Origin of the sequence: Halodurantibacterium flavum (assembly GCF_042681825.1) — a bacterium.
Classification (GTDB): Bacteria; Pseudomonadota; Alphaproteobacteria; order Rhodobacterales; family Rhodobacteraceae; genus Halodurantibacterium; species Halodurantibacterium flavum.
In genome coordinates this window covers 105,452-118,763 of the sequence record NZ_JBHUGH010000009.1, presented here as the reverse complement: position 1 = coordinate 118,763, position 13,312 = coordinate 105,452, and the positions used below count along the sequence as shown (strand labels likewise).

General features: G+C 66.9%; 12 protein-coding genes and 1 riboswitch. Of the genes, 4 read left to right on the top strand and 8 right to left on the bottom strand.

The window, feature by feature from the left end:
- Positions 1-13 precede the first annotated feature (13 nt).
- From glyS to ACFSGJ_RS11200, 3 genes are read right to left on the bottom strand one after another with little or no spacing between them, the layout of a single operon-like run.
- Positions 14-2,107: a glycine--tRNA ligase subunit beta gene (glyS, locus tag ACFSGJ_RS11210; protein WP_390261560.1), complete on the bottom strand. Its 2,094-nt coding sequence runs from the start codon at positions 2,105-2,107 to the stop codon at positions 14-16.
- A gap of 3 nt (positions 2,108-2,110) precedes the next feature.
- On the bottom strand, positions 2,111-2,575 hold the full coding sequence (locus ACFSGJ_RS11205; RefSeq protein WP_390261559.1) for a DUF6446 family protein: 465 nt from the start codon (positions 2,573-2,575) through the stop codon (positions 2,111-2,113).
- Positions 2,572-3,525, bottom strand: coding sequence for a glycine--tRNA ligase subunit alpha (locus ACFSGJ_RS11200; RefSeq protein ID WP_390261557.1), 954 nt, complete (start codon positions 3,523-3,525; stop codon positions 2,572-2,574). The genes ACFSGJ_RS11205 and ACFSGJ_RS11200 overlap by 4 nt, the downstream gene beginning before the upstream one ends.
- Before the next feature lie 186 nt (positions 3,526-3,711).
- Between ACFSGJ_RS11200 and ACFSGJ_RS11195 the strand changes: the two genes are divergently transcribed.
- Positions 3,712-5,115 (top strand): trypsin-like peptidase domain-containing protein, encoded by a 1,404-nt coding sequence (locus tag ACFSGJ_RS11195; RefSeq protein ID WP_390261555.1) that lies wholly within the window; start codon positions 3,712-3,714, stop codon positions 5,113-5,115.
- Here the strand turns inward: ACFSGJ_RS11195 and ACFSGJ_RS11190 are convergent.
- The 3 genes from ACFSGJ_RS11190 to metZ all read right to left on the bottom strand — a co-directional run bounded on the left by ACFSGJ_RS11190 (position 5,112) and on the right by metZ (position 9,025).
- Positions 5,112-6,560, bottom strand: a complete 1,449-nt coding sequence (locus ACFSGJ_RS11190; RefSeq protein ID WP_390261553.1) for a TrkH family potassium uptake protein — start codon at positions 6,558-6,560, stop codon at positions 5,112-5,114. The genes ACFSGJ_RS11195 and ACFSGJ_RS11190 overlap by 4 nt on opposite strands.
- A gap of 103 nt (positions 6,561-6,663) precedes the next feature.
- Positions 6,664-7,758 (bottom strand): GTP cyclohydrolase FolE2, encoded by a 1,095-nt coding sequence (folE2, locus tag ACFSGJ_RS11185; RefSeq protein ID WP_390261551.1) that lies wholly within the window; start codon positions 7,756-7,758, stop codon positions 6,664-6,666.
- An 85-nt stretch (positions 7,759-7,843) separates the two neighbouring features.
- Positions 7,844-9,025: an O-succinylhomoserine sulfhydrylase gene (metZ, locus tag ACFSGJ_RS11180; protein ID WP_390261549.1), complete on the bottom strand. Its 1,182-nt coding sequence runs from the start codon at positions 9,023-9,025 to the stop codon at positions 7,844-7,846.
- A gap of 38 nt (positions 9,026-9,063) precedes the next feature.
- Positions 9,064-9,141, bottom strand: a riboswitch (SAM riboswitch).
- A 127-nt stretch (positions 9,142-9,268) separates the two neighbouring features.
- Here metZ and ACFSGJ_RS11175 point away from each other — a divergent pair.
- Both ACFSGJ_RS11175 and ACFSGJ_RS11170 read left to right on the top strand, forming a co-directional pair.
- Complete coding sequence (locus ACFSGJ_RS11175; RefSeq protein WP_390261548.1) at positions 9,269-10,183, top strand: hypothetical protein; 915 nt, start codon at positions 9,269-9,271, stop codon at positions 10,181-10,183.
- A 25-nt stretch (positions 10,184-10,208) separates the two neighbouring features.
- Positions 10,209-10,913: a glutathione S-transferase N-terminal domain-containing protein gene (locus tag ACFSGJ_RS11170; protein WP_390261546.1), complete on the top strand. Its 705-nt coding sequence runs from the start codon at positions 10,209-10,211 to the stop codon at positions 10,911-10,913.
- A gap of 45 nt (positions 10,914-10,958) precedes the next feature.
- Here ACFSGJ_RS11170 and ACFSGJ_RS11165 read toward each other — a convergent pair whose 3' ends face one another.
- The gene (locus ACFSGJ_RS11165; protein WP_390261545.1) at positions 10,959-11,558 is read right to left on the bottom strand and encodes an inner membrane-spanning protein YciB; all 600 of its coding nucleotides are present in this window, start codon (positions 11,556-11,558) and stop codon (positions 10,959-10,961) included.
- A gap of 184 nt (positions 11,559-11,742) precedes the next feature.
- Between ACFSGJ_RS11165 and ACFSGJ_RS11160 the strand changes: the two genes are divergently transcribed.
- Positions 11,743-12,258, top strand: a complete 516-nt coding sequence (locus ACFSGJ_RS11160) for an MgtC/SapB family protein (protein WP_390261543.1) — start codon at positions 11,743-11,745, stop codon at positions 12,256-12,258.
- A gap of 31 nt (positions 12,259-12,289) precedes the next feature.
- On the opposite strand, the gene ACFSGJ_RS11155 is transcribed toward ACFSGJ_RS11160, so the two are convergent.
- The gene (locus ACFSGJ_RS11155) at positions 12,290-13,312 is read right to left on the bottom strand and encodes a UDP-glucuronic acid decarboxylase family protein (RefSeq protein ID WP_390261541.1); all 1,023 of its coding nucleotides are present in this window, start codon (positions 13,310-13,312) and stop codon (positions 12,290-12,292) included.

Here is a 13,312-nt window from a genome sequence, read left to right as displayed (position 1 = left end):
GCCACGCTATGCGTTACGCACCGGCCACCTTTGTCAGATCGGCCACGCCGCCACAGATCGCCCGGATGCGATGCAAGAGGTTCAGCCGGTTCCGCCGCACGATGGCGTTGTCGCTGTTGACCTGCACCGCCTCGAAAAAGGCGTCGATGGGCCGGCGCAACGCCGCCATGGCCCCCATCGCGGCGGCGAAATCCTCAGCGGCAAGCGCGGGGGCAATCGCCCCTTCGGCGCGGTCGAGCGCGGCGAAAAGCGCCGTTTCCTCGGGGCCATCGGCCAGACGGGGATCGGGGCCGAATGAATATTCCACCCCATCCCGTTCCTCGGCCTGGGTGAGGATGTTGTTCGCGCGCCGGAACCCCTGCAGCAGGTTCTCGCCGTCATCGGTCTTGAGAAAGGCCGCCAGCGCCTCGGCCCGCCGCACCAGAAGCGTCAGGTCATCACTGCCCGGCATCGCAAGACAGGCGTCGATCACGTCATGCCGGATGCCCTGATCGCGCAGGAACACCTTGAGCCGGTCGTGGAAGAAGGCGAGGAGGTCGCCCTCGGCACCTGTCGCATCACCGCCGCCTGCCGCCTGAAGGCAAGGCGCTGCCGCCTCGGCTATGAGCGGCGACAACCGCAGCCGCAGACCGTTGGCCAGCACCAGCCGGATCACGCCGAGCGCGGCGCGGCGCAGGGCGTAGGGGTCCTTGGACCCGGTCGGTTTTTCGTCGATGGCCCAGAAACCTGCCAGCGTATCGAGCTTGTCGGCCAGCGCCACCGCAACTGAAACGGGGTCCGACGGCACGTCATCGGAGGGGCCCAGCGGGGAATAATGCGCGGCGCAGGCCGCGGCCACCGCATCGGGCAGGCCGGCGGCGCGGGCGTAATAGCCGCCCATGACGCCCTGAAGCTCCGGAAACTCGCCCACCATGCCGGACCGGAGGTCGGCCTTGGCGACGCGCGCTGCCTGTTCCGCCAGACCGGTATCCGCGCCCACCTGCGGGGCAAGCACCCGCGCCAGCGCCGCGATCCGTTCGATCCGCGCGTGCTGCGAGCCAAGCTTGTTGTGGAAGGTCACCGATTTCAGCCCCTCCAGCCACACGCCCATGCCTTCCTTCGCAATGCGAAGGTCGTTTTCCCAGAAGAACCGCGCATCCGACAGCCGCGCCGACAGCACCTTCTGGTTGCCGCGCAGGATCGTTTCGCCGTGATCGGCGGTGGTGCGGTTTGCCACGGTCACGAAACGCTCGATCCGCCCGGTTTTCGGATTGCGGACCGAAAAGAACTTCTGATGCTCTTTCATCGAGGTCCGCAGCACCTCGGGCGGGAGTTCCAGAAACTCCTCGCCAATCCGCCCCATCAGGACGACCGGCCATTCCACAAGCCCCGCGACCTCGGCCAGCAGGCCGTTATCCTCGACGATCTCCAAGCCTTGGGCAAAGGCCATGTTCGTGGCCTCGGCCCGGATCGTGTCCTGGCGTTCGGCGGCGTCAAGGAGCACATGCGCGCGCTTCAGTTTCGCCTGATAATCGTCGAACCCCGTCACCGCAAAGACGGCCGGCGCCATGAAGCGGTGGCCCTGGGTGGTGTTGCCGGCCCTGATGCCGTCGATCTCCAGCGGGACGATCTCGGCCCCTGCTTCATCCGTCAGGATGCAGAGAATCGAGTGCAGCGGGCGCACCCAGCGCAGGCTGCCGCTGCCCCAGCGCATGGATTTGGGCCAGGGAAAATTGCGGATCGCGTGCTCGAGCACCTCCGCCACGATCCCGGCGGCCTTGCGGCCCGGGCGGGTCAGCACCGCGAAATAGACCTGCGCCTTGCCCGCGTCGCGCAGTTCCAGCTGGTCGCGCGCAAGCCCGGTCGAGCGGCAGAACCCCTCGATCGCCTGTTCGGGCGCGTCGGCGCGGGGGCCTTTGCGTTCCTCGCGCGTGGTGGGGCTTTCGGCGGTCAGGCCCTGCACGGTCAGTGCCAGACGCCGGGGCGTGGCAAAGGCCGCCGCACCCGCATAGGTCAGCCCGGCCTCGACCAGCCCGTCGGTGACAAGGCGCCTCAGGTCCTCGGCCGCCCGGGCCTGCATCCGCGCCGGGATCTCTTCGGAGAAGAGTTCGATGAGAAGATCGGGCATCGGTCAGTCCCTCAGACTATCGTTGAGCTGATGCCAGGCAAAAGCCCGGCCATCGGAATAGACGGCCACCACACGGTCCACGCCGGGGGCGATCTCGGGCACGGAAAGCCAGGCCTCGGCCCGCCCCGCCACCAGATCGGCGCCGAGTTCGGCTGCATCGAAGCAGGAAAACCAGTTCGGCGCATTCAGCGGCTCGGCCTGCGGGTAGGGCGCAAAGTCGAGCGCGCGGGTTTCCGGCGTGATGCTGAAACAGGCACGGAACCGCAGGGGCGAGCTGTTCGCGTCGATCCCGTCGAAATCGAGGACGGGAACCGGCACGGGCGTCTCCTCACCCGCGGGGACAAGGGCGATCGCGGCCTCTTCCTCGGTCACGGGGCGGTAGAACGCATAGACCTGCATGTAATACATGAGGCCCCCGCCCAGAAGCGCCGCCCCGAGGACCGCAACGCCAAGGATGCGCCCGTTCATGCCGCGTCCCCGGCCTGCGCCTCATCCGGCTGTGCGCCGCCTGCCTCGGTCTGGACAAAGGCATCGGCGCAGCGTTTCGCCAGCGCCCGCACCCGGCCGATATAGGCCTGCCGTTCCGTCACGGAAATCACGCCCCGCGCGTCGAGCAGGTTGAACAGGTGGCTTGCCTTGATGCACTGGTCATAGGCGGGATGCGCCATGATGATCGCGCGCCCGGCCTTGTCGGTCAGGGGTGTGGACAGGATGCGGTCGCATTCCGCCTCGGCATCGCGGAAATGCTGGAACAGCATGTCGGTATCGGCCACGTCGAAATTCCAGCGGCTGTATTCCTGCTCCGTCTGGCGGAAGACATCGCCATAGCTCAGCGGGATCGGCGATTGCGGGTCGTTGAAGGGCATGTCCATCACATGATCCACGCCCAGCACATACATCGCCAGCCGTTCCAGACCATAGGTCAGTTCACCCGAGACGGGGCGGCAGTCATGGCCGCCGACCTGCTGGAAATAGGTGAACTGGCTCACCTCCATCCCGTCGCACCAGACCTCCCACCCAAGACCCCAGGCGCCGAGCGTCGGGCTTTCCCAGTCATCCTCGACAAAGCGGATGTCATGCAGGCTGTCGTCGATCCCGATGGCGCGCAGGCTGCCCAGGTAAAGCTCCTGCAGGTCGGGGGGCGACGGTTTGATCAGCACCTGATACTGATAGTAATGCTGCAGCCGATTGGGGTTTTCCCCATAGCGCCCGTCCGTCGGACGCCGCGAGGGCTGGACATAGGCCGCCGCCCAGGCGCGGCTGCCGAGCGCGCGCAGCGTCGTCGCCGGGTGGAACGTGCCCGCACCCACCTCCATGTCATAGGGCTGCAACACGGCGCAGCCCCGGGACGCCCAGTAGGACTGAAGCCGCAGGATTATTTCCTGAAAGCTGCGTGGGGTCGTGGGGGATTGGGTCATCGGTGCCTCGTTCCGGAAAGCATGCGTTCAATAGGCAAGGCTGCGCGCAGGGTCAATGCGGCAGGGGCGCCTGCGCGCACGGTCAAGACGGCAAGGGGGGGGGCGCCTGCGCCCCCCCGGGGGGGCTGCACATGCGGCCCGGTTCCGCTAGTGTCGCCGGTGAATCGGAACGACGGAGGTGGGGCGGTGTTCAAACGGCTATGCGTGGCGCTGATGGTGGCGGTGGTCAGCCTTGCGACATCCGGGCGGCCCGCCGACGCGCAGGACCAGGCCTGGGTGCAGATCGAGGCCCGGCCCACGCTGCGCGAGGCCGAGGCACAGGCACGGGCCTGGGCGGCCCGTCTGGACCGGGTGAACGGGTTCCGCCTGCCTTCGGGCTGGTATGCGATCGCGCTTGGCCCCTTTTCCCGCCCCGAGGCCGAGGCGCAGTTGCAGACGCTGTTGCAGGGCAACCGGGTGCCTCCGGACAGCTACATCGTGGACGGGCGCGGCTTTGGCCAGCGCTACTGGCCGCTCGCCGCGGCCCGCCCGGGCGCAGCCCCTGCCGAGCCCCTGACCCGCGACCTGCCGGTGGTGGAGGTCTTTCCCGACGGGACCGAGCCACCCCCCGCGACGGACAGCGAGACCGTCGGCGAGGCGCTTGCCTCGGAAGGCAGGCTGGACAGGGATGCGCGGGCGCGGCTGCAAGAGGCGCTGCAGGCGCAGGGCTTCTATGGCGGGGCGGTGGATGCGGCCTTTGGTCCCGGCACGCGCAGCGCGATGGCCGGGTGGCAAGCCGCGCAGGGCCATGAGCCGACGGGCGTCCTGACCAGCCAGCAGCGCGCAGAGCTTCTGGCGACCCTCCCGCCCGAACCGATAGCGGAACCGGAGGCCTTGCAGATCACCGTTCTGCCGACGCCGGGGGAAGAGACTGCGCTGCCCGATCCACCCGGCGCCGGACCCGGCGAAGAAACGACAACGGAAACACCCGGCACGCTTTTGCCCGACACCGGCGACATCGCGCCCCGGCGCAGCGCAAGCGGGATCTACCTCAACAGCCGGGGCGATGTCGCGACCAGCCTTGCGGTGGTGGCGGGCTGCGGGCGCGTCACAATCGACCACAGCCACGCCGCGACGGTGACGCTGGAGGACGCGGCGCTGGGGCTCGCCGTGCTGCGCCCGGATCAGGCGCTGGCGCCGCAGGGCTCGGCCGAGTTCCGCACCCGTCCCCCCGCGCCGCAGGTCGAACTGGCGGCAGCCGGCTATTCCTTCGGCGAGGTGATGAGCCGGCCGGCGCTGAGCTTCGGGCGGCTTGCGGCGCTGGAAAACGACCGCCGCGCCCGCCTGACGCTGCAACTTGCCGAAGGCGACGAGGGTGGGCCGGTGCTGGATGAAAGCGGCGCCGTGCTGGGCATGGTCCTGCCCGCGGGAACGGATGCCCGCCTTTTGCCCCAAGAGGTCGCCTATGCACTGCCTGCGGCGGCATTGGCGGAACGCCTGCGCGCGGCGGGCATCCCGATTGCCGAGAGCGAGCGGCACAGCACGCTCGACCCCGCCGATCTGGCCGCACTGGCGGGGCGCATCACGCCGCTGGTGTCCTGCTGGAACTAGCCGCGCCAGAAGCGGGGCAGAAAGAGGACGAACACGGTCAGAAGCTCCAACCGGCCGAGCAGCATGGCAAAGATCATCAGCCATTTCGCCGCCGTCGGAAAGGCGTCCATCGCCCCGGTGGGGCCGACGCCCGCGCCGAACACAGGACCGATGTTGAACACCGCCGTCCAGGCGGCGGTGATCGCGGGCAGCGTCGGCAGGCCGGTCATCGAAAGGCCCACCGCCGTCAGCCCGAAGGTCAGGATGAAGCAGGTGAAGAGCACGATGACCGAGTTCACCACATCCTCGCCCACGGCTTGGCCGCCCAGCCGCACGGGGATCACGCGGTTCGGGCTCTGGATGCGGCGAAGCTGGGCGCGTATCCCCTCGATCAGCACGAGATAGCGGAAGACCTTGACCGAACAGCCGGTGGAGGATGTGCAGCCGCCGATCATCCCCACCACGATCAGGACGACAAAGGGGAAGGCGCCCCATTGCGTCACATCGGTGCTGCCGTAGCCGGTGCCGGAAAAGATGCTGATGATGTTGAAGGTCGATTCCCGCAGCGCCTCGGCGAGGCCCACATCCTCGACCGCGATGCGGTAGATCACCGTGACGCCGATCGCATAGCCGATCCAGCGCAGATAGGCCCGGACCTGAAGGTCGCGAAAGAGCGGCATGGCCGTCCCGTTCAGCACCTGCACATAGCGGATGAAGGGCAGCGTCGCGAGGATCATGAACACCGAAGACGCGTATTCCGCCGGGCCGATGAACCGCCCGAATGAGGCGTCGTAGGTGGAAAACCCGCCCGTGGCGATGGTGGTCAGCGCGTGGACAAGGGCGTCGAACGTGCTCATCCCGACCATGACATAGACGACCATGCAGGCCAGCGTCAGCGCGACATAGACTTGGATCAGCGCGGAAGAGATATCGAGCGCGCGCGGCAGGATCTTGCCCAGCGTGTCGAACCCCTCGGACCGGAAATACTGCATCCCCCCGACCTTCATCACCGGCAGGAAGATCAGCGCGACGATCACGATCCCGAGCCCGCCGAGCCATTGCAAGAGCCCCCGCCACAAGAGCGTGCCGGCCGGCATGTCGTCCAGCCCCACGAACACGGTCGCGCCGGTCGTCGTCATGCCCGACATGGCCTCGAAGACCGCATCGGTGAAACTCGCCCCCGGCACCCCCAGCATGAACGGAAGCGCCCCGAAGGCCGGCAGCGCCACCCAGACCCCGGTCGTCAGAAGAAAGGACTGTTGGATGGTCAATCCGCGCCCGAGGCTGTTCGAACAGGCAAGCGCGATGAGCCCCCCCGAAAGGCCGGTGATGATCGCACATTCGAGGAAGACCAGCCAATGCGGATCGCCCCGCGCCAGATCGGCAAGCATGGGCAACAGCATCGCCGCCCCGAGAACCGCGACAAGCAGGCCGATGACATATCCGACGGGGCGAACATCAAACATCGGCGCAGGCTTGGCCGGGGCGGCGTCAGGTGTCAAGCCACCGCGCGCGGGGACATCCCGAAGATGCCGTCAGGTTTTCCCACACCCGGTCGCCGCAAGGCGGTCAGCCGACGTGAAAGAGCGTGTTGAAAAGCTTCGGATCGAGGCTTTCCGCCGCAAAGGTCTCACCCTCGGTCAGCACGCTCACCGCGTCATGGCTGTGCAGGCTTTCCTGATGGCTGGCAATGACGCGGAAATCGCCCACGCGCGGGTCGCGCTGCAGCACGTCGCAGAAAGACCGGGCCGCATCCTCGACAAAGATCGGATTCGCGGCGTTCAGTTCGGCGAAGGCCTGTTCATCCTCGCGCTTGACCATGACCTGCGTTTCCGTGGGCACCGCCCCCCGGCACAGATCCACCAGATCCTCGAACCAGAGCCGCGCATCGCCCAGCACCTCGACCGAGATACGGGCGACCGAGCGTTGCGAATGCGGCGTGGCAAGCTGGCCCCGCACCCGGCGCGCATGTTCCGAAAGTTCCAGCGAGCAGGGGCAGGTGGAGCTGTAGACATAGTCCAGATGCATGATCTTCTTGCGCGCGCCGCCGCGTTCCACCAGTTCCAGCGCGATGTCGTAATACTGATAGCCCTGCAGCCCGGACCGCAGCGACATGACCTTCATCGGAAAGGAAAACCGCATCTGGATGCGCGCATCGAGGCTTTCCAGGTCCGACTTGTAGTCATCGAGCGCCGCCTCGACCACGCGAAAACTGAAGCTCCGTTCCGCATGGTTGTAAAAGCTGCGCATGATCCGGGACATGTTGATGCCCTTCTTCTCGGCCTCGAGGCTCACCGTGCCGGTGACCGAGGTTTCGAGCGTCACCTCGCCATTGTCGCGGGTCAGGAACCGGATCGGGAGACGGAAGTTGGAAATGCCCACATGCTGGATCTGACGGCGTGCGCCCTTGATCAGGCTCGACGGGCCGTTCTGCAGGTCGGGCAGGCCCGCCTTGTAGGCCGCATCGACGACAAAGTCGTGGGGATAGTCGCGGCGCAGTTGCGGATAGGGCACCTGCCCCTGCATCAGGTTCGCGACGGAGGGATCGAGCGCCGCAATCTCGGCATCGCTCGACCGGTCGGCCCATTGGCGCAGGACGGCAAGGGCCGCTTCGGCCTCCTGCCGGGTCGGCTTGCGCTCGATCTCGGGCGTATGGATGTTCATCTCGTCCCCTCTCCTCTGGACGGCCCGCGCCTTATGTGGGGGTGCGCGGGCCGAAGTCCAACCATTTTGCTTCTTCTTCCGAGGATCAGACCTTGTCGAGCGCCTGCCGCAGATCGGCGAGCAGATCGTCGGTATCCTCCAGCCCGATGCTGATGCGGATCAGGCCGGGGGTGATGCCCAGAAGGGCCTTCTGGTCGTCAGGCAGGCGCTGATGCGTCGTCGTGGCCGGATGGGTCACAAGGCTTTTGGAATCGCCGAGATTGTTGGTGATCTTGAAGATTTCCAGCGCGTTGAGGAACCTGAAAGCGGCCTCCTTGCCCCCGGCGAGGTCGATCGAAAGGACCGTCCCCCCCTTGTCCATCATCCCGCGCGCAAGGGCCGCCTGGGGGTGGCTGTCGAGGAACGGGTGCAGCACACGGGCGATCCGCGCGTCGCCTTCCAGTGCCCGGGCGATGGTTTCGGCGCTTTCGGCCTGCGCCCGGACCCGCAGGTCGAGCGTTTCGAGCCCCTTGAGCATGACCCAGGCGTTGAACGGGCTCATCGCGGCGCCGGTGTGCTTGAGATAGGTCTCAAGCGTCTTGCGGATGAACTCCTTGCTGCCGCAGACCACGCCGCCCAGACAGCGCCCCTGCCCGTCGATATGCTTGGTCGTCGAATAGACCACCACATCGGCACCCAGCTCGACGGCGCGGGAATAGATCGGCGTCGCAAAGACATTGTCGACCACCACCAGCGCGCCCACCGTGTGGGCGATCTCGGCCACGGCGCGGATGTCGATCACCTCCAGCGTGGGGTTCGAAACGCTTTCGAAGAACACGGCGCGGGTGCCGGGCCGGACGGCGGCGCGCCACTGGTCCAGATCGGTGCCGTCGACCAGCGTGATCTCGACCCCGAAACGGGCCAGGATCTCTTCGAGGATGTAAAGGCAGGACCCGAACAGCGCGCGGGCCGAGACGACGTGATCGCCCGCCTTGAGCATCGACATCAGCGCGCCGTTGACGGCCGCCATGCCGGATGCGGTGGCGAATGCATCCTCGGTCCCCTCGATCGCGGCCATCCGGTCCTCGAACATGGCGACGGTCGGATTGCCATAGCGGGCATAGATGAATTCGTCCGGCCCGGCCTCGACAAAGCGGGCCTCGGCCTGTTCGGCGGTCTCGTAGACGAACCCCTGGGTGAGGAAGATCGCCTCGGACATCTCACCGTACTGGCTGCGCCTTGCGCCCGTATGCACCAGTTTCGTCCGCGTCTTCCAGTTCTGCGACATCGCCGCCCCCACAATAGAAAAAGCCCCCACCGGTCAGGGCGAGGGCAAGCCAGACCCTTTTAGCGGCATGTTTAACGTGGCCCGCAATCCGGTAACAAAGCGCCACGTTCCCGCGATAGACCCCGCCGCGCGTCGCGTCAACAGGCAGAAGATCGCCCCCGTCACCAAGGGTTCATGCACCGGTCACCTCAGTGTTGCCCGCGGCCCCTATTCCACCGCCATATGTTGCGAGGGCCGCGGGACATGCCCCTACTGCCGGTGAATCTCCACAAGGACGGGACGCTGCGGGATGCGTCAGGCGGATGCGCCCGCCAAAGCCTTGGCGCGCATCTGGCCCGGCTGGACCCCGGCGCCCCGGTCATCGTGATGATCCACGGTTTCCGCTACAGCCCGTTCGGCCCCGGCAACGACCCGCATCGTCATATCTTTGCCGCGGCGCCCGAACGGGGCCTGCTGCGCACGGTGTCCTGGCCGCGCAGGCTCGGCATCCGCGAAACGGGCGGGCCGCTTGGCCTTGCCTTTGGCTGGGATGGCTGCGGACGCCTGGACAGGGTCCATGGGCGGGCGCAAGCGGCCGGGCGGGCGCTGTCGCGGCTGTTGCAGGCGGTGCCCCCGGGCCGGCCCGTTCACATGGTTGCGCATAGCCTGGGCGTGCGGGTGGCGCTGGCCGCGCTGGACGGGCTTGAGGCCGGCGCGGCCGCGCGGATGATCCTGCTTGCCGCCGCGAGCTATCGCAACGAGGCGCGCGCGGCCCTGGTCACACCGGCGGGCCGGCGGGCCGAGTTCGTGAATGTGACGGGCCGCGAAAACGCGCTCTTCGACGCGCTGGCCGAGATGCTCTTGCCCGCGCCGTGTCCGCTGGACCGGGTGCTGGGGCGCGGGCTGACCGACGCGCCGCACCGCTGGCTTGACCTGCCGCTGGACGACCCGCGCCTTCTGTCCGCGTTGCGGACAGCCGGATTCCGCATCGCGCCCCCCGCCCCCGTCTGTCATTGGAGCGGCTATCTCCGCCCCGGGGTCTTTGGCCTTTACCGCGCGCTCTTGTCGGACGATCCGCTGCCCCTTGCGCGCCTGCGCGCGCTTCTTCCCGCCGAGCCTGCGCCCCGCGCGCGGCTTCTTGCGATCCCGCCCTTGCCCTTGGGTCGCAAAGCCTCATGATAGAGGCGGCTAAGGAGAGCTGCACATGACCCAACCGATCGACCTTTTTTACTGGCCCACGCCCAACGGCTGGAAGATCACCATCGCGCTGGAAGAAATGGGCCTGCCCTATTCCGTCCATCTGATCAATATCGGCGCGGGCGAACAGTTCGCCCCCGATTTCCTCAGGATCGCGCCGAACAACCGGATGCCCGCGATCACCGACCCGGACGGCCCCGACGGAGAGCCGCTGTCGATCTTTGAAAGCGGCGCGATCCTGCAATATCTCGCCCGCAAGACCGGCCGGTTCGGCGGCAGTTCCGAGCGTGAGCGTGTGGCCGTGGAACAATGGCTGATGTGGCAGATGGGCGGCGTCGGCCCGATGGCGGGTCAGGCGCATCACTTCCTCAAATACGCGCCGGCGATGGACCCGCCAAACGACCTGCCCTATGCCAAGAACCGCTACCGGAACGAGGTCGCGCGGCTTTACGGCGTGCTTGACCGGCAACTGGCGCAGAACGCCTATGTGGCGGGGGATTTCCTGTCGATCGCCGATTTTGCGATCTGGCCCTGGGCGTGCCTTTGGGAAGGTCAGGAACAGACGCTGGACGACAAGCCGAACCTGAGCCGCTGGCTGGACGAACTGGCCGCGCGTCCCGGTTTCCAGCGCGGCAAGGCCGTGGCCGAGGAAAAGCGCGCCAATATCAACGCCGACAAGAAGGCGCAGCAGGTCCTGTTCGGCAAACGCTGAACCGGACCGGGCGACCAGGCGAAGGACCGGGGGCCGCGCGGCCCCCTATTCCTTCTCTTCCTTGATGCCGTGGCTGTCCATCAGGCGCGACTGCGCCATGAAGAACAGGAACATGGCGACCGGCAGGCCAAAGGTCTTGAAGTTCACCCAGACATCGGTGGACATCGTGCGCCAGATCACCTCATTCGCAAGGGCGAGCCCGACGAAGAACAGCATCAGCCGCCGCGTCAGGATCATCCAGCCCTGCGGTTGAAGGGGCATCATCCCCTCCATCACATATTGCAGCCAGGACTGTCCGCGCAGCAGCCCCAGACCAAGAACGCCGGCGAAGAACAGGTAGATGATCGTCGGCTTGACCTTGAAGAACCTTTCGTCGTTCAGCCAGACCGAAAGCCCGCCGAACACCACGACCAGAATCGCCGTCATGAGCTGCATCCGCGACAGATGCCCCGACAGCCGCCACAGGATGCCCGTGCAGACCAGCATGAGCGGTATGAACGCCGCCGTCACCACGATGAACCCGTCATAGGCCCGTCCGCCAATCACAAAGACATCGTCGCGCACCACCAGATAGCCCACGAAGAACGCCAGCACCGGCCCGAATTCGAGCGCCATCTTGACCAGCGGATTGACCTTTTTCTGCATCAGTTCCCCCTGTGACCCGCGCCAGCACCTGTCACTGCCCACCTATCATCGCGGGGGGCGCAATCAAAGCCATATGCGCACCATGTCGCAGAGGCGTGAGAAAGCCTTGGGCGACAGCGGCCCGCGACGGAACCGCGCGGCACCGCCCGTGTTCTGATGTGACACCTCTGTAACGGCGCAGGACATGCTCGAAGCCCTTCTGACCGATTTCCGCTCACCCTTTGCCACACCCCCCGAAACGGTCGTCGTGCGGATGCTCGCCGCCGTCATCCTGGGCGCCCTGATCGGGCTGGAGCGCGAGTTTCATGCCCGGGCCGCCGGGTTGCGGACCCATATCCTCGTCTCGCTTGCCGCCTGTCTCTTTACGCTGATCGCGTTCGAGCTGATGACGGTCGAGGTGCATGACCGGTCCGAACTGCAGACCGACCCCCTGCGCCTGATCGAGGCGGTCACGGCGGGGGTGGCCTTTCTGGCGGCGGGATCGATCATCACGTCGGGGGGCCGGGTGCAGGGCCTGACCACCGGCGCCGGCATGTGGCTTGCCGGGTCCGTGGGTCTTGCCTGCGGGTCGGGGCGTATCCTGCTGGCGCTGATGGCAGCGGTTCTGGCGGTCGTGGTGCTGTGGCTGCTGCGGGGACTTTCGGGGGCGATCAAGAACCATGAGAAGGGTCACGAAAAGGCTGCCTCACGGGACGAATGACCACCCCCGCCGGTGCGGGGGCGGCAGTCGCTCAGGCCCGGACGAGGACCGGCGCCGCGGGTGCCTGCGGCAGGTCGCGGCCCAGCGTAAGCGCGAACCAGGCGGCGGTCTCCCGCAGCCCCTCGGCCAGCGGGACGCGCGGCGCCCAGTTCAACAGCTCGGCAGCGCGGCCGATATCGGGGCGCCGGCGGCGGGGATCGTCGGTCGGCAGCGGGCGGTGAACGATGGGCGATGAGGCGGCAGTAAGTTCCTGCACCATCCGAGCCAGCTCGATCACGGTGAATTCGCCCGGATTGCCCAGATTGACCGGCTGGCCCGGGTTCGGGTTCACCTCCATCAGTGCCATGAGGCCCGCGACGAGATCGGTCACAAAGCAGAACGAGCGTGTCTGATCCCCCGCGCCATAGACAGTGAGCGGTTCGCCCCGCAGCGCCTGAACCAGAAAGTTCGACACGATCCGACCGTCATCCGGCTGCATCCTGGGCCCATAGGTGTTGAAGATACGCGCCACCCGCACATCGCCCTTGCCGGCACGCAGCCAGTCGAAACACAGCGCCTCGGCGGCGCGCTTGCCCTCGTCATAACAGGCGCGGGGGCCGGTGCAGTTGACGTTGCCCCAGTAATCCTCTTGCTGGGGATGCCGCTCGGGGTCGCCGTAGACCTCGCTGGTCGAGGCCTGAAGAAACCGCGCGCCATGCTCTCCCGCAAGCCGCATCAGGTTGCCCGTCCCGCTGATGCAGGTCATCATCGTATGCACCGGGTCCGCCTGATAGCGGGGTGGCGAGGCCGGGCAGGCAAGGTTGTAGACCCTGTCCAGCTGAATCCCGGGATCGACGGGGGTGCAGACATCCTGCTCGATCAGGCTGAAATCCGGGTGGTTGCGCAGCGGCTCCAGATTGGCGCGGGAGCCGGTCAGAAAGCTGTCGAGGCAGACCACACGATGCCCCTGCCCCAGCAGCGCATCGCAAAGATGCGAGCCGATGAACCCGGCGCCACCCGCGACCAGAATGTTCAGCCGCCGCTCTTCGTCCGTTCCGTCGATATGGTCGCGCAT

Coding starts and splice junctions, on each gene's coding strand:
- folE2 (WP_390261551.1), bottom strand. CDS start 7,758: ATGAACATCCATACGCCCGAGATCGAGCGCAAGCCGACCCGGCAGGAG.
- glyS (WP_390261560.1), bottom strand. CDS start 2,107: ATGCCCGATCTTCTCATCGAACTCTTCTCCGAAGAGATCCCGGCGCGG.
- ACFSGJ_RS11205 (WP_390261559.1), bottom strand. CDS start 2,575: ATGAACGGGCGCATCCTTGGCGTTGCGGTCCTCGGGGCGGCGCTTCTG.
- ACFSGJ_RS11170 (WP_390261546.1), top strand. CDS start 10,209: ATGACCCAACCGATCGACCTTTTTTACTGGCCCACGCCCAACGGCTGG.
- ACFSGJ_RS11160 (WP_390261543.1), top strand. CDS start 11,743: ATGCTCGAAGCCCTTCTGACCGATTTCCGCTCACCCTTTGCCACACCC.
- ACFSGJ_RS11155 (WP_390261541.1), bottom strand. CDS start 13,312: ATGCGCGACCATATCGACGGAACGGACGAAGAGCGGCGGCTGAACATT.
- ACFSGJ_RS11165 (WP_390261545.1), bottom strand. CDS start 11,558: ATGCAGAAAAAGGTCAATCCGCTGGTCAAGATGGCGCTCGAATTCGGG.
- ACFSGJ_RS11200 (WP_390261557.1), bottom strand. CDS start 3,525: ATGACCCAATCCCCCACGACCCCACGCAGCTTTCAGGAAATAATCCTG.
- ACFSGJ_RS11190 (WP_390261553.1), bottom strand. CDS start 6,560: ATGTTTGATGTTCGCCCCGTCGGATATGTCATCGGCCTGCTTGTCGCG.
- metZ (WP_390261549.1), bottom strand. CDS start 9,025: ATGTCGCAGAACTGGAAGACGCGGACGAAACTGGTGCATACGGGCGCA.
- ACFSGJ_RS11175 (WP_390261548.1), top strand. CDS start 9,269: ATGCCCCTACTGCCGGTGAATCTCCACAAGGACGGGACGCTGCGGGAT.